Raw genomic sequence first — 15,973 nt, 5'->3', positions numbered from 1 at the left:
GCGGAGCGGGCGGGGGCAGGGGGCCGGGGAGGATACGGGCGGACCGGGCTCGGGGGCCGGGCCTCGGGGGTCACATCCGGGCACCGAAGTTCTGCGTCCACCACGGGCCGCCGGCGCCCTGGTGGATGCCCACGCCGATGTCCTTGAAGGAGCAGTTGAGGATGTTCTCGCGGTGGCCCTGGCTCTTCATCCAGGAATCCATGACGGAAGCCGCCGTCCGCTGTCCCTTCGCGATGTTCTCCCCGTAGGTGGACCAGCGGTACCCGGCGGCCGTGGTCCGCTTGCCCGGGTCCGCGCCGTCCGGGTTGGTGTGCGAGAAGAAGTCCCGCCGCGCCATGTCGTCGGAGTGGCCCTGGGCGGCCGTACGCAGCTGCGCGTCGTCCCTGAGTGGCCCGCAGCCGGCCTTCGCGCGCTCGGAGTTGACCAGGGCTATCACCTGGGCGGCGGTGCTCCCGCCCGGCGGGGCGGGAGCGGGGCTCTTCGGAGGGGTGGACTTCGGGCTCGGCTTCGGGGTGGGCGTGGGGGTCGGCGTCGGGCTCGGCGTCGGGCTGGGGCTCGGCGAGGCGTTCGGCGAGGCGGACACCGAGGGGCTCGGGGTGGGGGAGGCCGGCTCCGGGGGCAGTGCGCTCTGCGACTCCGGGGCCACGAGCGCCGCCGCGGGCGCCTCGGGGGAGGCCGTGCCGGGCCGGGTGCCGAGGTAGGTCAGCCCGCCTCCCACGACACAGGCGGCGAGCACCGCGCCACCGATCATCCGGCGCCGGCCGCGGGTGCGCCGCTGCTTGCGGAGCGAGGCACGGCCGTCCCCGGGGCCGCCCACCGCGGCGAACTGCGCCAGGCCGTCGCCGCCGTCGACGGGGCCGGCGCCCGGGGTGGGGGAGCCGCCCGGAGTGGGGGAGCCGCCGACGGCGTGCGCCGAAGCGGTGGTGGACAGGCCCGCGGCGGTGAAGCCGGAGGCCGTGGCCGCCCGTACGCCCGCGAGCAGCGCCGCCGAGACCGGCACCAGCGCCAGCCCGGCCAGGAGCCCTTCGGCCGGGAGCAGGCCGTTCCACAGGCCGCCGCACCGCAGGCACGCGCGGGCGTGCCGGGCTATTCGCTTGCGCCACAGCGCCGAGGGCAGACCGTCCCAGCTCGCCACCACCGCCCGCAGGTCCTCGCAGGGCGGCTGGGCATCCAGCGCCCGCTCCACCACCCGGGCCGCCTCCAGCTGCGCCTTCATCCGCTGGACCCGTACCGCCGTGTGCTGCGCGGACAGCTCGAGCGCGTTCGCCATCTCGGTGCGCGTCAGCTCCCCGGCGCACTCCAGCCACCACAGGGACAGCAGTGCCCGGTCGTCGGGCTCCAGCCAGCGCGTGGCACGGGCCGTCTCGCGGCGCTGGCCCTCCAGCTGGAGCCGTACGACGGTCAGGTCCGCGAAGTCGGCGCCGGGATCGGCGAGCTCCCAGGCGGCTTCCAGGCCGCTCTCGCCGGGGGCGCTCCGACGGGCCTGCCAGTGGGCGCGCACCCGGTTCATGGCGATCGCGACCAGCCAGGACCGGAAGCTGTGGTCGTCGCGCAGGCCGCCCAGCCCGTCGAGCGCCCGCAGCATCGTGTCCTGGACGACGTCGTCCACGTCGACGGACCCGTTCAGGGCCCGCCCGACGATGTTGTAGACCAGCGGCAGATAGGCGCTGACCAGGTCGTCCTGTGCGCGGGGATCGCCCGCGCGGGCCGCGGCGACCAGCGCTGCCGTGTGCGATGTGCTCATAGAAAAGTCCCTGTCCGTACCGGCGCTCGATGATGCCCAATACCTGGGAGACCGTCGAGGGGGACTTTGATAACGCTTATCCGCCGAACGGTTTCGCGGATGCGGAATCCGGAGTACCCGGCCCCGCTCCCCGACCTGGTTCGGGCCCGGCTTCCGGCCCCGTTTCCGGCCCCGTTTCCCCGGCCGGGGCGAGCCGGGCGGCCAGGGCGCCGAGATCGGGCAGGAACCAGATGTGGCGGCCCTCGTTCGATTCCCGTACGAGATCGCGCAGGGCCGAACTCGCCCCCAGGTGGTGCGCAAGGTCACCCACGACCACCAGGCGGACCCGGTAGTTCACGAACTTCTGCATGATCGCCCCGGCGAGCCCGCTGCGCAGGTCGAAGAAGCCGGCGTCCAGGCGCTCGACCGGGACGGCGACGATGTCGGTCCGGTAGAAGGCGCCGCCGATCAGCTGGTCGAGCGCGTCCTGCTCGGTGGCGACGGGCGGACCGTCGGCGCCGCAGACCAGGACCGGTACGCCGTGGTGTTCCTGGATGAGGTCAGCCACGGTGCACCGCTCCCGCGTCGTGGTCGGGGTCGTGGTCCAGGTCGTTCCCCATGCCGTTGCCCGGGCCGAGCACCCCGTCGATCAACTGCAGCAGATCGGCGGTGGTGGCGGCGTCGCCGAGGATCACGATCTTCATGCGGGCCCGCTCCTTGTCGTAGACCGTCTGGACGCGCAGCGCGGCCGGGGTGGCCCGCGGGGACTGGGCGCTCGCCGTGACGAGGTTCGCGAGCCGGCTCGCCGCGTCGGGGCCGATCGCGTCGACCTGCACGATGCTCGACACCTCCAGGTGCCGCCGCGGTGTCTCCCCGGCGGCGGAGGGATCCCCGGCGGCCGGGGCGGGACGGCTGGTCAGGGCCTCGAAGTCGGCCCGGCTGATCCGGTACTGCTTGCCGATGCGGACGGCTTTCAGCCGGCCTTCGCGCACGTAGTTCCGGACGGTGCGCACGTGCAGCCCGAGCAGTTCGGCGACCTCGCCGACCGAGTACAGCTCGCGTCCTTCGTCACTCATGCTTCCGGATCCTACCCTAAGAGGGGTGAATACGTTCTGATAGAGAATGTTAGGGAAGATTCGATGCCGCGAGGTCGGCAGCCGAGGAGGAGTTCGGCTGCGGCCGTCTCCCGGCCCGCCGCCCCGATGCCCTCGCAACCCGGAGCCTGGTGACCCGGGCTCGCTCAGGGCGACCCGGCGGGGATCAACTCGGCTGTCGCACCCGCGACTCGATCACCCCGCCGCATCCGCCGAGAGGGTGCGGGGGGCCCACGGAAACCGCTTCGACTGCGGCCGGGTCCGCTCCTAGGATCATCGGATGACGGATCCTCGCTACCCCGCCAAGCCCCGCCCCGGAGACCGCGTCGCGGTGCTCTCCCCTTCGGCCGGTCTGCCCGCGCTCTTCCCGCAGCCCTACGAGTTGGGGCTGCGCCGGCTCCGGGAGGAGTTCGGGCTGGTGCCGGTGGAGTACCCGACCACCCGGAAGATGGGCGCGACGCCGCAGGAGCGGGCCGCCGACCTCCACGCCGCCTTCGCCGATCCCGAGATCAAGGCCGTGATCGCCAGCATCGGCGGCGACGACCAGATCACGCTGCTCCCGCACCTCGACGCCGATCTCCTGCGCGCCCACCCCAAGCCGTTCTTCGGCTACAGCGACAACACCAACCTCCTCCTGCACCTCAGGAACCTGGGGCTGGTCGCCTATCACGGGAGCTCGGTGATGGTCGAGCTCGGACGGCCCGGCGCCATGCACCCGCTGACGGCCGAGTCCCTGCGGGCGGCACTGTTCACCTCCGGCGAGTACGAGCTGACCGCCGCCGGCGCCAGCGGGGACGTCAACGGCCCCTGGGACGACCCCCGCACCTTCGACGGCGAACCGGAACTCGACCCGGCCAAGGGCTGGACCTGGCACAACGCCGACCGCGTGGTCGAAGGCAACAGCTGGGGCGGCAACCTGGAGATCATCTCCTGGCTCCTGATGGCCGACCGTGCCGTGCGGCCCGTGGAGGAGTACGCCGGCGGGGTGCTCTTCCTGGAGACCTCGGAGGACATGCCGCGCTCCCAGGACGTCTACTGGATCCTGCGCAACATGGGTGAGCGCGGACTGCTGCGGCAGTTCCCCGCCCTCCTGATGGGCCGGGCGAAGAGCTGGTCCTTCGAGAAGCGCTTCGACGCCGAGGAGCGGGAGCGCTACCGCCACGAGCAGCGCGAGGCCGTCCTGCGGGCCCTCGGCGAGTACGCCCCCGACACCATGGCCGTCTTCGACGTGGATCTCGGACACACCGACCCGCAGATCGTGATCCCCGTCGGGGGCCGCATCCGGGTGGACGGGCCCGCCCGCCGCCTCCACGTCACGTACTGACGGCGAACATCCCTTACCCGTAGCTCCGTTGGGGTTCCCACGGCCGGGTACGGGGTGACAATGGGGCTCCCACGGGACGTGTTGGGGGCGGCATGTCGACGTTGCTCTTCAGGGGATCCGGCCGGGCACGGGGCTGGGCCGGATACCTCGGTTCGGTAGGGCTCGGAGCGGGTGCGGTGGCGCTGGCGGCGGTGTGGACCTCGGGGCCCTGGGCCGCCGGGATCGGCGCGGCCGTCACCACGCTGTCCGGACTGGCCGCCGAGCTGATGCGGCCTTCCGGGGAGGGCGCCGACCCCCGGGCCGCCGGGGAGCTCCTGCGTACCGCCGGGGGCCGGATCCCGCTGCTGCGCCAGGTGGACCGCCCCGAACTGGCCGGAGCCCACCCGGCCGAGGCCCCGGCCGCCCCGCCCGCGTACATCCGGCGCGACGCCGAACCGGGGCTGCGGGCCGCCCTGGAGCGGAGCCGCTTCGTCCTCGTGGTGGGGGAGTCCACGGCGGGCAAGACCCGGCTCGCCTACGAGGTGGCCCGCACCCGCTACCCCCGGCACGCCTTCGTCCGCCCGCTGTCCCGCGCCGCGCTGCCCGAAGCGGTACGGATCGCCGGGCGGCGGCGCCGCGCCGTGCTCTGGCTGGACGACCTGGAGGACCACCTCGGCGCGGGCGGCCTCGGCGCCGCACAACTGGCCTCCCTGCGCACGACGGTGGTCATCGCGACGATGCGGGTCGAGGAGTACCGGCGCTACGACGCCCGTGAGGAGAGCCGGCTCACCGGCTCCGACCGGGACGCCTGGCGGGCCCAGCGCGACCTGCTCCACCAGGCGGCCGTCATCAGGCTGCCCCGGCACTGGTCCAGGGCGGAGCGCGGCCGGGCCGCCGCCCACCAGGGCGATCCGCGCATCGGGGCCGCGCTGCGCGCGGGCGAGCGGTTCGGGGTGGCCGAGGTGCTGGCGGCCGGTCCTGAGCTCCTGGCGGCCTGGGAGAACGCCTGGGCCCCGGGCGCCAATCCGCGCGGCGCCGCCGTGGTCGCCGCGGCGGTGGACTGCCGCCGGGCCGGACTGCGCCGCCCGGTGAGCCGCGCCTGGCTGCGCGAGCTGCACGCCCCCTACCTGGCGGCCCGCGGCGGCGGGGACCTCCAGCCCGAGCCGTTCGCGGAGGCGATGGACTGGGCCTGCGCCGCCGCCTACGCCACGAGCGGGCTGCTCATCGGCAACTTCGGGGCCGGATTCACCGCGTTCGACTACCTGTTGAACGCTCCGGGCAACGGTCCCGTGCCCGACCACCTGTGGCGCGGACTGCTGCCCCTGGTGGAGCCCGCCGACGCCTACGACATGGGGCTCGTCGCCCATCAGGAGGGGCGCCTCGCGCGGGCCGTCGAAGCCCTGGGCCTCGCCTCCCGCGGCGGGGTCCCCGGCGCCGAACTGCCGCTGGCCATCGCCATCGGGGACTCCGGGAAACCGCGCCGGGCCGCCGCCGATCTCGCCGGGATCGCCCGCAGGCGCGCCGGCCGGCTCGGGCCGAGGCACCCCGACACCCTGGCGGCGCGGCATCAACTGGCCTTCTTCGTAGGGGAGGCCGGGAACCATCTGGCCGCCGCGGCCCAGTTCGCGGAGCTGCTCGCGGACGTGGCGCAGGTGCTGGGGCCCGATCACCCGGACGCTCTGGCGGCCCGCCACCAGCTGGCCTACTTCACCGGAGAGGGCGGTGATCCCCGCGCGGCGGCAGGTCAGTTGGAGGCGCTGCTGACCGACCGCTTACGGGTCCACGGCGCCGGCCATCCGCAGGTACTGGCGACCCGGCGCAGCCTGATCTGGTTCCGCCCGTGCGAACCGGCTCATGCGGAGGCGGAGTTCCGCAGGCTGCTGGCCGAGGCCGAAGCCGCCGAGGGGATCGGGCCCGACGATCCGCACACGCTCGCCATCCGGGGAAGCCTGGCCGCGCTGGCGGCCCGCGCCGGGCGCACCGCCGAGGCGGCCGGGGCCTGGGCGGAACTCACCGCCGACCGGACCCGGGTGCTCGGCGAGGACCACCCCCACGTGTTCTACTCCCGCCTGGAATGGGCCCGCGCCCTGCTCGCCCAGGGGCGGGCCCCCGAGGCGGCCGCGGTGCTGACCGGCGCCCTGGCGCGGGCCGAGTCCGTGCTGGAACCGGGCCACCGCCACCTGCGAGCGGCCCGGGAACTGCTGGCCCGGTCCGCGGGCCGGGATCCCGCCGCCGACCGGCCCGAGGACGCACGGCGCGCGCACCGCCCCGACTGACCTGCTCGCGCCCCCTAGGGCCTGTCGTCAAACTCCCGTCTGCCTCGCGACGTCTGGCACGCGCTCTCGCCGCACCGGGCGCAAGCCAAGTACGTCCAGTACGCGGGCTTCCGCCCGGCACGCCGAGACCACGCACCAGACGCCGCGCGGCCGCCCTCCGGGCGACGACGGGACTTTGACGACAGGCCCTGGTGGGCTACAGCAGCGGGGCCAGTGCCCGGGTGGCCGCGAGCAGGGCGGGCGCGTAGGCCTCGATCTCCGTGCGGGAGACCAGGAAGGTCACGGTCGTGATGCTGACGCCGCCGATCGGGCGGCCCTCGGTGTCGAGGATCGCGGCGCCGACGCAGCGGATCGTCGCCTCGTTCTCCTCGTCGTCCACGGCGAACCCCCGCGCCCGTACGGCCTCCAGCTCCGCTTCCAGGGCCTGTGGCGTCGTGAGCGTGTTCGGCGTGCGGCGCGGCAGACCGGCCGCGGCGACCAGCTCGCGGGCCTCGTCCCCGGGCAGCCCGGCCAGGATGCTCTTGCCGATCGCCGTCGTGTGCAGCGGCATCCGCATGCCGACCCGCGAGGCGGTCCGGAAGGGCTGCGTGCTCTCCAGCTTCCGGATGTAGGTGATGGTCTCCCCGCTGTGCAGGGCGAGATGGACCGCCTGCCCGGTGGCCTCCTGCAGCTCCCGCAGGATCTGCTCGATGCCGGCCGGCTCCCCGCTGCCGACCAGGGCGGACAGCGTGCGCAGCCGCGGGCCGACGCCGTAGCGGCTCTCGCCCTCGGAGCGTACGAAGCCCTGCTCGATCAGCGAGGCCAGGATGCGGAAGGTGCTCGACTTCGGCACGGCCGCCGCGGCCATGACGTCGGTGAGCCGGTGCGGGCCGCCGGGCGCGGCCACGGCCTCCAGGATCCGCATCGACTTCTCCAGCGCCGTACCCGCGGCGGAGGTCCGGCCGCCGCGGGCAGCGCTTTCGGCCTCCGCGCTCGGGGTCCTGCTGCCGTCCGTGGACAAGGGATCTCCAGAGGTGGGTATGGTCTGCACCAGAAGTGTTCCGGTACACGATACTAAGTTCCATTACATGGAACAAATGGAGGACCCTTTGTCCTGTCACCCGTATGCGGCCATCACCGCGCAGCGCCTGCTGCCGGTCCTGCGCAACGCCGACGCGGACGAGGCCGTCCGCCACACCGCCGCCCTGCTCGCCGCCGGCTGCCGGGCCGTCGAACTCACCACCTCCACCCCCGGCTGGGCCGGGGCGGTGGCCCGCACCGCCCCGCTCACCGACGCGCGGGGGCGGCCCGCCCTCATCGGAGTCGGCACGGTCACCACCGCCCGGGCCGCACGCACCGCACTCGACGCGGGCGCCGCCTTCCTCATCTCCCCGTACCCGGCCCCCGAGGTCCGCGAGGTCGCCCGGGAGCGCGGGGCAGCCTTCATCGAAGGCGGCTTCACCCCCGGCGAGATCGCCTCCGCCGTCCGGTCCGGCGGCGCGGCGAAGGTGTTCCCCGCCCACGTGGGCGGCCTGCGCTTCATCCGCTCCCTCAAGGCCGTCCTCCCCGACGCCCTGATCATCCCGACCGGCGGGATCGAGCCCGGCGAGGTCCGCGACTGGCTCGCCGCCGGGGCCGCCGCCGTCGGGATAGGCAGCGGCCTGCCGGCCGACCCGGGCGAACTGGCCGCCCTCTTCGCCGACCTCGCCCGGCCCTGCTGCGGCGACTGCGCGGGCCCGGAGCGGCGTCCGTGACCGGGGCCGGGAACACGGGCCGGAGCGCGCCCGCCTCCCAGGGGTACGACGTCCTCGTCCTCGGTGAGGTCCTCGTCGAGATCCACGCCGGGACCGCCCTGCGGGACGCCGCCGACGGCACCCCCGCCCGCGTCTCCTTCTCCGGGGACGCGCTGAACGCGGCGGCCGCCGCCGTCGCCGCCGGAGCCCGCACCGCCCTCCTCGCCGTCGTCGGCGAGGACGAGCTGAGCGTCCCGCTGCTGGCCCGCGCCGCGGAACTCGGCGTGGACGTCTCCCACGTACGCCGCTCCCCGCGCCCGAACGGCGCCTACCTGCTCTGCGCCGACACCGAGGGCGACCGCGAGTTCGTGTACTGGCGCACCGGCAGCGCCGGCTCCACCCTCTCGGTGGAACACGTCGAGTCCTGGCGGGAGTTGCTGACCGACTCCAAGGCCCTCATCACCAGCGGCATCGCCGGCGCCCTGTCGCCGAGCAGCCGCGAAGCCGTCCTGCTCGCCGCCCGCACCGTGCACGAAGCCGGCGGGCACCTCTCCTACGACCCCAACTTCCGCTCCCGGCTGACCAGTCGGGGTGAGGCACGGACACTCCTGGCCCGCATCGCCCCGCTGACCGGGTTGCTGAAGACCTCCTGCCCGGCCGACGCGCTGGCCCTGGTCGACACCCACGACCCGGCAGAGGCCGCCGCCCGCTACCGCGCCCTGGGCGCCCGCAGCGTCGCGGTCACCGCGGGCGCCGACCGGCTGCTGCTGGACGACGGCACGGCAGCGGCGTACCTCCCCGTCCCCGTCAACCCGGACCCGGTCGACGCGACCGGCGCCGGGGACTGCTTCACCGGCACCGCCACCGCCCGGCTCGCACTGGGCGACAGCCTCGCGGACTCCGTGGCGTACGCGGCGGCGGCCGCCTCCCTCTCCGTGTCCGGCCGCGGCGGCACCGGACGCATCCCCGACTTCACCGAGACGACGGCCCTGGCGGCCGCCCACCGCGAAGACATCCACAGGACCGGGCGGGCGACGGCATGAGCGTGGTGGACGGTGAGGGCGCTTCCGCCTCGGCGGGGGCGCCCGGTGCTGCTACGCGGCCTCGAGCAGGGCCGTCTCCTCGGGCGGCAGCCGCAGCGCGCCGGCGGCGACGTTCTCGGCCAGGTGTTCCGGGTTGCCGGTGCCGGGGATGGCCAGGACGTGCGCGCCCCGGCTCAGGGTCCACGCCAGGCGGAGCTGGGCCGGGGACACCCCGTGGGCCCGCGCGAGATCGCGTACCGCCGGGCCCTCCTCGGTGACCCCTCCGGCCTCCTTGCCCGCGCCCGCGATCGCGAAGAAGGGGACGAAGGCGATGCCCTGCTCGCCGCACGCGTCGAGGAAGGCGTGCTCCTCGGCCGGCGAACCGATCCCGTAGGCGTTCTGCACGCAGACCACGGGCGCGATGGCCCGCGCCTCGGCGAGGTGGTCCGGCCGTACGTTGGACACGCCCAGGTGCCGGATCAGTCCGGCGGTGCGCAGTTCGGAGAGGGCACCGAAGTGCTCGGCGATCGAACCGGTCTCCGCCTGGCGCGGGACGCGCAGGTTGACCACGTCCAGGTGGTCGCGGCCGAGCTGGCGCAGGTTCTCCTCGACCTGCCCGCGCAGCTGCGCGGGCGTGGCCCACCACCAGTCGCCGGCGGCGTCGCGGCCCGGCCCGACCTTGGTGGTGATGACCAGCTCGTCGGCGTACGGGGCGAGGGCCCGGTTGATGAGCTCGTTCGCCGAGCGGGTCGGAGAGAAGTAGAAGGCGGCCGTGTCGATGTGGTTGACCCCCAGGTCGACGGCCCGCCTCAGCACGCCGGTCACCCGGTCCCGGTCGCTGGGGGAGCCGTCGGCGAGGTGGGTGAGCCGCATCGCGCCGAAGCCGATGCGGCGGACCGGGAGGTCGCCGAGGAGCCAGGTGCCGGAGTCGGCCGCGTTGATCTTGTCGGAAGTCATCGGGTGAGGGTATCCGGGTCGGTGACCCACCCCGCGAACAGCACGAGACCGGACTCCCGGTCGACGGCGAGGAAGCCGAAGGGCCGGTCCACCTCGAACTCGGCCTGCCGCACCCGGTGCGACCGGGTCCTCGCGGCCCCGCGGAACATCCCTACGGCGGTGACGGCCGCCGCCTCGAAGCCCTCCGCGTGGAAGCGGGCCACGGCCGACTGGCGGGCCGAGCCGACGGCCAGCGGGACGGAGGAGATGCCGGGGAAGTGGCCGGGGCGGGCGGCCGCGGAGGTGAGCCCGAACAGCTCGGAGTGGAGCAGCAGGTCGTGCTCGGCGCGGAGCTCGAAGGCCACCGTCCCGATCCGGGCCACGGGGTCGGGGCTGGTCGAATCCACCGTGCGCAGCGACAGCCCGGGTCCCGCGGCGCCGTCGGGAAGTTCCCTCGCGGTCGAGGAGGCCAGCGCGCCCGTGACCTCGGAGATCCCGGTGGTCAGCACCTCGCCCGGCGCGGCCCCGGGCTCGCCGAGCACCAGGTGCACGTCCACGCCGTGGGCGCCGGGCGCGCCGGGTACGCGGAGCAGGGTGACCGGGCCGGAGGATCCCCGGGCCACCCGGATCCGCTCGGGGAAGGCGTGGGTGACGGACAGCCCGCGCAGCCGGCGCCCGCTCCACGGGCCGTGGGACGGCTGAACCGGCCGCTCGGAGAAGGGCTTCTCCCAGGTCAGGTTCAGCGCGAGCGCGGAGGCGAGGACCAGGTCGACGTGCGGGCCCGCCTCCACCGGCATCTGCTCGACCAGGCCGCCCGTGCGCTCGGCGGCCCAGGCGTCCAGGGCCTTGCGGTCGGTGTCCTCGTCTCCCGTCAGCGTGGACCGGGTCCCGGCCGGGAGCCGGGCCGACCACGCCGCCTCCAGCGGGAGGTCCCGCCGCGCCCACACACCGGTGGCCGCGCGCAGGCCCCGTACGCCGTCCAGGGCGGCCAACAGCTCGCGGGCGGCCTCTGCCGCCGTCTCGGCGGGTATGCCGAGTGCCTGCTCCAGTTCGGTGCGGGCCGGGTCGTCGGCGCCGTCCGCGAGGAGGGCCAGCAGCGGCCAGAGCCCGGCGGCCGTGAACACCGTGCCTTCGGCCGCGTCCGCGGGCTGCGCCGGCCAACGCGCCGCCCACCGTGCCGTCAGGCGGTTGACCGCCTCCACCGTCGAGTTGTCCATGGAACGGAGCCTACGGGCCGGGTCCGGGCGGAGCGGGACCGGCTCAACCCCGTTCCTCGGCATCCAGCTTCGCCCAGGCCTCGGCTTCCTCCGCCGCGTGGCTCTTCTGCTGGTACGGGAGGGGCTCCGCCACCCAGCCCGCCGCGAGCACCAGGCGGGAGGTCCGGTGGACGGCGAGGAAGCCGAAGGGGCGGTGGAAGGCGACTTGGGCCCGGCGGACGCGGTACTTCAGGCTGGGTATGCCGCCCCCGGGGCGGAGGGCCATCGCGGTCACGGCCGCCGCCTCGAAGCCCTCCGCGTGGAAGCGCGCCACGGCCGACTGCCGGGCCGAACCGACGGCCAGCGGCTCGCTGCTGATGCCCGGGAAGTGCCCCGTCCGCGTGTCCGAGGCGCTCACCAGCCCGAACAGCCCGGCGGCGGCGAGGAGATCATGCTCCGCCTGCACCTCAAAGGCCACCGTCCGGATGTTCAGCCAGGGTTGGTGGTCGGCGGAGGGCACCTGGTCGATGTGCAGGCCGGGCCCCGGGTTCCCTTCGGGGAGCATGCTCGCGCCCGTGGACGGGATCGCCCGGGTGGCTGCCGCGATACCGGCCTGGAGGGTCCGGCCCGGCGCGGCTTGCGGCTCGCCCAGCACGAGGTGGACGTCCACGCCGCCCTCGCCCACCACCTCCAGCAGGGTCACCGGCCCCGTCGCAGCATGCGCCACGCTGACCCGGTCGAGGACAGCCGTACTGCGGCTGAGACCCTGCACGGCCCCCATGGCCCCTTCGGCCCAGGGGCCTTCGTCGATCCAGGTCCGCCTGGGCATGAAGGGCCGGACCCACCGCAGGCGCAGTGCCAGCGCCGAGGCGAGCACGAGGAGGGAGTCGCGGTCGGTCTGGACCGGCATCTTCTCGATGAGGCCCCCGGTGCGGTCGGCGGCCCAGGCGTCCAAGGCTTTGCGGTCGGTGTGCTCGTCGCCGGTCAGGACCGACCGGGTCCCGGCGGGGAGGCGGGCCGACCATGCCTCCTCCAAGGGGAGGTTCCGCCCGGTCCACAGGCCGGTGGCCGCGCGCAGGTCCCGTACGCCGTCCAGGGCGGTCAGCAGCTCGCGGGCGGCGCTTGCCGCCGTGTCGGCGGGTATGCCGAGCGCCTGCTCCAGTTCGGTGCGGGCCGGGCCGTCGGCGCCGTCCGCGAGGAGGGCCAGCAGCGGCGAGACCCCGGCGGCCGTGAACACCGTGCCCGTGCCGTCCGCCGCCGCGTGTCCGGCCCAGCGGGAGGTGAGCGCGTTGACCGCCCGTACCGTCTTCGTCTTCATGCGGGGGAGCGTAAGGGTTGGGGCGCCGCCGGGCCGCGTCGTTTTTCCACGGCCCGGCGGCGCTGTTCGGGGGTGGGGCCGTCAGTGGCCGCGCAGGCCCTCGTCGACCGCGGTCATCAGCTCACCGTCGGCGGTGTCCGCGTCCAGCGACCAGAACATCGCACCGCCGAGGCCCTCTTCGCGGATGTACCGGGTCTTGGTGCGCAGCACCTGCGGGTCGTCGTACGTCCACAGGGTGGTGCCGTCGAAGAGCCAGGCGCTGCCGTTGCGGCGGTCCCGGTGGAGCTTGTAAGTGCCGGACGCGGCAAGCTGCTTGAGCTCCTTGTAGTCCGCGTACCCGTTCGCCCAGGCGGCCGGCGCGGGGCCCGTCGCGGGCTGCCCCATGCCGTCCCCGCCGCCGCTGACGCCGGTCCAGCCCTGCCCGTAGAACGGCATGCCCATCACGAGCTTGTGCGCGGGTGCGCCGCGCCGCTCCCAGGCGTCCACGGTGCCGTCGACGCTGAAGTCGTTCCTCGCGTACAGCGCGGACTGCTGGGCGGTGGTCGCCTCGCCGGAGACGTGGAAGTCGTAGCCCTGGAGGGTCACGAAGTCGAGGTCGCGCATGATCCGGCGGACGTCGAAGCCCGCGTCGATCTTGGCGGGGGCGGTCGGGACGAAGGCGGACAGCTCGTACTTCGACTTCCGCTTCTGGCTGCGGGCGTAGTCGTCGAGCTGGGTGCGGAACTCGCTCACCAGCGCGGTGAAGTTCTTCTTGTCCTCGGGGCGGTAGGTGGTGTCGGCGTCGCCCGAGGAGCCGGGCCACTCCCAGTCGAGGTCGATCCCGTCGAAGAGGCCGGCGGCCGAACCGGCGCCACCGCGGCTGCCGTCCTGCGGGAGGTTGCCCTTGATGTAGAGGTCGATGCAGGAGGACACGAGGGCCTTGCGCGAGGCCGGCGTGAGCGCGGCGTCCGAGAAGTGCGTGGACCAGCTCCAACCGCCCAGGGAGATGAGGACCTTGAGGTTCGGGTGCTTGGCCTTGAGCTCGCGGAGCTGGTTGAAGTTGCCGGCGAGCGGCTGCACCCAGTCGTCGGCGACGCCGTCCACCGAGTTCTCGGCGTCCAGCGGACGGACGTAGTCGGCCCAGGCATCGGCCTCACCGGGGACGTTGCCGGTGAAGCACTTGCCTTCCGCGCTGATGTTGCCGAAGGCGTAGTTGATGTGCGTGAGCTTGCTCGCGCTGCCGTTCTTCTCCAGGTCCTGGACCTGGAAGTCCCGTCCGTAGACACCCCATTGGGTGAAGTAGCCGACCTTCTTGTACGAGCGGCCGTGCCCGGAGTCGCCGTGGCCGGCGCCGTCGTGGGCGGGGGCGAAGGCGGTCAGCAGGGAGAGGGAGCAGGCGGCGACGGCCAGCCTGCCGAGCGTGCTGCGGCGCATGGGCTTCCTTTGCGGATGCGGTGAGTGGTGCCGGGGCGCGTGCGCTGTGCATGCGGAAACTATTGGTCTGGACCACAGCGGGTCAAGGGGGCGGGGTGAAACGTGGTGGGCGAACACGGGCGGGAACGGCGAGCTGGGCGTCCATGACGGTGAACATCCCCGCAGGGGGCAACTGTCCACGGCGCGATACCAGTTGTCTCGGACTGTGGACATCGATTGGATGGTCTGGGGCGGGTCACCCCTCTGTCGGCATCGCCCTGACCAGCGAAGACGGTCCGCTCGGCGGCCGGCTCGGATGCGCCGGCGCGCGGACCCGGGACGAAATTCCTCGTGTTTGATCACCGAATTGAGTGGATCTTCGGCGTGCGCCGTGACATGGTTGGTCTCGCCGAAGGGGTGTAGCTCAGTTGGTAGAGCACCGGTCTCCAAAACCGGTTGTCGTAGGTTCGAGCCCTGCCACCCCTGCGTTGCCTATGAGGTACGTTCCAGTCAAAGGCCCAGGTCAGAGCAATCTGACCTGGGCCTTTCTGTGTCTGGGTGTGCTCTGGCTGTTGGGTGCTGCACTCTCTCTACGGGCGCGAACAGTCTGACTGCAGTGCCCAACCCCCAAGAAACCCCATCCGATCTTGCTGTCGATGCAGGTCAGGGTCATGCGACGGCCCCCTTCGGCGTCGCGGAGGGGGCCACCTTGCCGCTGAATGCCCGGCGCTCCCCGACCACGCTGGTGGTGGGGCCCGCGTCGGCGCACTGCGCTAATCCAACTTCGCTCGGGCCCCGACCCCACCACCATGGACTAGGCCGAACCGCTCCTGCCCCACATGGATCAGCCTTACCGGGCCACGAGCTTCGCGCCACGCGGATCGACACTCGCTCTCAGCTCGCCGTCTGGATCGTCCCTGATGGCGATCTGGTAGCGGTTCGCCCAGTACATGGCACCCGTGATCTCACTCATCGCCTTGCCCACCTCGGCGCTGAAGAGCGTCAGCCGAACCTGGGTGGCCTCCCGGCGGACCATCCTCATCTTTTCCGTCGCACGTTCGTCCAGGAAGTCGTCCACGGCCTTCATGAAGTCCGTCGCCGCCTGGAGCCGCTGAGAGGTGAACGCCGCCCGTCACGCCGTCGCCGTGGCCGCCCGCGCCACCCGGGACGGGACTATGATCGCCACGACAGCCGCGATCGGCGCTGCCCCCATCGCCGCCACCGGCACCCACTGCGACGGCCCGAGATGGATCACACGCCCATTTACACCCGGATACAAACAAGCCCGCACCGCGGTGGCGGCACGGGCGAACATTCGCATGGCATCTTATCGTGGCCCAACCATTCTCGAGAGAGCCGCCGTTGAGTGGTGACGCACTGAGGGTGGCACCTGCCGCCGATCTTCGGGTGCACACTGACGGCATGCCGAGACAACTCGAGAGCGACGCAGTACTGGTGATCGACGGGACCGAACGGGCCGTCTACGCCCGGGTCTCCATCTTCGACGACGGCGCTCAGGCGAAGACGTGGTTCGGCTCAATCCGCTCCGGCGAACCCGGGCTCGAGCGGGAGCTGCTGAACGCACGCGCGGCAATCCTGCGCATGCCGGACGGTAAGGAGGGATCCATCAGGGCCAGCGACGGGCCGAGTAGCAGCCGGGGCGAGGTCGCCTTCACGGGTAGTGGGCAGCCGCCCACCTGACCCCGGGCACAGTGAAACCCTCACCCGCAAGGGGTGGGGGCAGGTGCTGGCGCAGGGCTACTCGCCGGCGGGCGCGCGCTCGACAGAGTCGATGATCCCGGTGGCGCCTTCCGCGAAGCTGGCGTTGACTGCGGCCTCCAGCACCTCGAAGGCCGGACCGTAGGCGTGGCCCTGCCCGTCTACGCTCGCGATCCGGCAGGGCTGGCAACTCGTACCGGGCGTGCGCCGGGTATGGCTGCACACGTCGTCGGCGGACCACTCGAATGCGCTGCCCAACTACCATCGCCGTGGGTTTCAGAC

The 15,973-nt window shown here is 73.5% G+C and carries 15 protein-coding genes and 1 tRNA gene; 6 read left to right on the top strand and 10 right to left on the bottom strand.

Features of this window, described 5'->3' with window-relative positions; all coding sequences use genetic code 11:
* Positions 1-70: 70 nt before the first annotated feature.
* From ACODT5_RS18835 to ACODT5_RS18825, 3 genes are all read right to left on the bottom strand, one after another.
* A complete protein-coding gene (locus tag ACODT5_RS18835) occupies positions 71-1,744 on the bottom strand; it encodes a sigma-70 family RNA polymerase sigma factor (RefSeq protein ID WP_422520468.1) in 1,674 nt (557 codons plus the stop codon).
* 76 nt (positions 1,745-1,820) lie between these two features.
* Positions 1,821-2,291 (bottom strand): DUF4180 domain-containing protein, encoded by a 471-nt coding sequence (locus tag ACODT5_RS18830; protein ID WP_422520467.1) that lies wholly within the window; start codon positions 2,289-2,291, stop codon positions 1,821-1,823.
* Positions 2,284-2,799: a helix-turn-helix domain-containing protein gene (locus ACODT5_RS18825; protein ID WP_422520466.1), complete on the bottom strand. Its 516-nt coding sequence runs from the start codon at positions 2,797-2,799 to the stop codon at positions 2,284-2,286. Before ACODT5_RS18825 ends, ACODT5_RS18830 begins: the two co-directional genes overlap by 8 nt.
* A gap of 298 nt (positions 2,800-3,097) precedes the next feature.
* Here ACODT5_RS18825 and ACODT5_RS18820 point away from each other — a divergent pair, with 298 nt between their 5' ends.
* Both ACODT5_RS18820 and ACODT5_RS18815 read left to right on the top strand, forming a co-directional pair.
* Positions 3,098-4,141: a S66 family peptidase gene (locus ACODT5_RS18820; RefSeq protein ID WP_422520465.1), complete on the top strand. Its 1,044-nt coding sequence runs from the start codon at positions 3,098-3,100 to the stop codon at positions 4,139-4,141.
* Positions 4,142-4,233: 92 nt separating this feature from the next.
* A complete protein-coding gene (locus ACODT5_RS18815) occupies positions 4,234-6,396 on the top strand; it encodes a tetratricopeptide repeat protein (RefSeq protein WP_422520464.1) in 2,163 nt (720 codons plus the stop codon).
* Between the two features lie 196 nt (positions 6,397-6,592).
* Here ACODT5_RS18815 and ACODT5_RS18810 read toward each other — a convergent pair whose 3' ends face one another.
* Positions 6,593-7,396: an IclR family transcriptional regulator gene (locus ACODT5_RS18810; RefSeq protein ID WP_422520463.1), complete on the bottom strand. Its 804-nt coding sequence runs from the start codon at positions 7,394-7,396 to the stop codon at positions 6,593-6,595.
* Between the two features lie 67 nt (positions 7,397-7,463).
* Here ACODT5_RS18810 and ACODT5_RS18805 point away from each other — a divergent pair, with 67 nt between their 5' ends.
* Together ACODT5_RS18805 and ACODT5_RS18800 are read left to right on the top strand one after the other, a co-directional pair.
* Positions 7,464-8,129, top strand: a complete 666-nt coding sequence (locus tag ACODT5_RS18805) for a bifunctional 4-hydroxy-2-oxoglutarate aldolase/2-dehydro-3-deoxy-phosphogluconate aldolase (RefSeq protein ID WP_422520462.1) — start codon at positions 7,464-7,466, stop codon at positions 8,127-8,129.
* Complete coding sequence (locus tag ACODT5_RS18800; RefSeq protein ID WP_422520461.1) at positions 8,126-9,151, top strand: PfkB family carbohydrate kinase; 1,026 nt, start codon at positions 8,126-8,128, stop codon at positions 9,149-9,151. The genes ACODT5_RS18805 and ACODT5_RS18800 overlap by 4 nt, the downstream gene beginning before the upstream one ends.
* A 51-nt stretch (positions 9,152-9,202) precedes the next feature.
* Here ACODT5_RS18800 and ACODT5_RS18795 read toward each other — a convergent pair whose 3' ends face one another.
* The 4 genes from ACODT5_RS18795 to ACODT5_RS18780 all read right to left on the bottom strand — a co-directional run bounded on the left by ACODT5_RS18795 (position 9,203) and on the right by ACODT5_RS18780 (position 13,993).
* Positions 9,203-10,087 (bottom strand): aldo/keto reductase, encoded by an 885-nt coding sequence (locus ACODT5_RS18795; protein WP_422520460.1) that lies wholly within the window; start codon positions 10,085-10,087, stop codon positions 9,203-9,205.
* On the bottom strand, positions 10,084-11,283 hold the full coding sequence (locus ACODT5_RS18790; RefSeq protein ID WP_422520459.1) for a serpin family protein: 1,200 nt from the start codon (positions 11,281-11,283) through the stop codon (positions 10,084-10,086). Before ACODT5_RS18790 ends, ACODT5_RS18795 begins: the two co-directional genes overlap by 4 nt.
* Before the next feature lie 43 nt (positions 11,284-11,326).
* Positions 11,327-12,580: a serpin family protein gene (locus ACODT5_RS18785; protein ID WP_422520458.1), complete on the bottom strand. Its 1,254-nt coding sequence runs from the start codon at positions 12,578-12,580 to the stop codon at positions 11,327-11,329.
* 81 nt (positions 12,581-12,661) lie between these two features.
* Complete coding sequence (locus ACODT5_RS18780; protein WP_422520457.1) at positions 12,662-13,993, bottom strand: glycoside hydrolase family 18 protein; 1,332 nt, start codon at positions 13,991-13,993, stop codon at positions 12,662-12,664.
* 392 nt (positions 13,994-14,385) lie between these two features.
* Between ACODT5_RS18780 and ACODT5_RS18775 the strand changes: the two genes are divergently transcribed.
* A tRNA-Trp gene (locus ACODT5_RS18775) sits at positions 14,386-14,458 on the top strand.
* 364 nt (positions 14,459-14,822) lie between these two features.
* On the opposite strand, the gene ACODT5_RS18770 is transcribed toward ACODT5_RS18775, so the two are convergent.
* A complete protein-coding gene (locus ACODT5_RS18770; protein WP_422520456.1) occupies positions 14,823-15,050 on the bottom strand; it encodes a hypothetical protein in 228 nt (75 codons plus the stop codon).
* 344 nt (positions 15,051-15,394) lie between these two features.
* Here ACODT5_RS18770 and ACODT5_RS18765 point away from each other — a divergent pair, with 344 nt between their 5' ends.
* Complete coding sequence (locus tag ACODT5_RS18765) at positions 15,395-15,673, top strand: hypothetical protein (RefSeq protein WP_422520455.1); 279 nt, start codon at positions 15,395-15,397, stop codon at positions 15,671-15,673.
* Between the two features lie 57 nt (positions 15,674-15,730).
* Here the strand turns inward: ACODT5_RS18765 and ACODT5_RS18760 are convergent, their stop codons facing one another.
* Positions 15,731-15,949, bottom strand: a complete 219-nt coding sequence (locus ACODT5_RS18760; RefSeq protein WP_422520454.1) for a hypothetical protein — start codon at positions 15,947-15,949, stop codon at positions 15,731-15,733.
* Positions 15,950-15,973 lie beyond the last annotated feature (24 nt).

It is taken from the genome of Streptomyces tatrensis (genome assembly GCF_049310065.1).
Lineage (GTDB): Bacteria > Actinomycetota > Actinomycetes > Streptomycetales > Streptomycetaceae > Streptomyces.
This window is presented reverse-complemented; position numbering and strand designations above follow the sequence as displayed.

Bases quoted from the DNA above. Each gene is read 5' to 3' on its own strand.
- ACODT5_RS18765 (WP_422520455.1), top strand. From the start codon at position 15,395: ATGCCGAGACAACTCGAGAGCGACGCAGTACTGGTGATCGACGGGACC.
- ACODT5_RS18790 (WP_422520459.1), bottom strand. From the start codon at position 11,283: ATGGACAACTCGACGGTGGAGGCGGTCAACCGCCTGACGGCACGGTGG.
- ACODT5_RS18815 (WP_422520464.1), top strand. From the start codon at position 4,234: ATGTCGACGTTGCTCTTCAGGGGATCCGGCCGGGCACGGGGCTGGGCC.
- ACODT5_RS18785 (WP_422520458.1), bottom strand. From the start codon at position 12,580: ATGAAGACGAAGACGGTACGGGCGGTCAACGCGCTCACCTCCCGCTGG.
- ACODT5_RS18835 (WP_422520468.1), bottom strand. From the start codon at position 1,744: ATGAGCACATCGCACACGGCAGCGCTGGTCGCCGCGGCCCGCGCGGGC.
- ACODT5_RS18805 (WP_422520462.1), top strand. From the start codon at position 7,464: ATGGAACAAATGGAGGACCCTTTGTCCTGTCACCCGTATGCGGCCATC.
- ACODT5_RS18820 (WP_422520465.1), top strand. From the start codon at position 3,098: ATGACGGATCCTCGCTACCCCGCCAAGCCCCGCCCCGGAGACCGCGTC.
- ACODT5_RS18795 (WP_422520460.1), bottom strand. From the start codon at position 10,087: ATGACTTCCGACAAGATCAACGCGGCCGACTCCGGCACCTGGCTCCTC.
- ACODT5_RS18780 (WP_422520457.1), bottom strand. From the start codon at position 13,993: ATGCGCCGCAGCACGCTCGGCAGGCTGGCCGTCGCCGCCTGCTCCCTC.
- ACODT5_RS18825 (WP_422520466.1), bottom strand. From the start codon at position 2,799: ATGAGTGACGAAGGACGCGAGCTGTACTCGGTCGGCGAGGTCGCCGAA.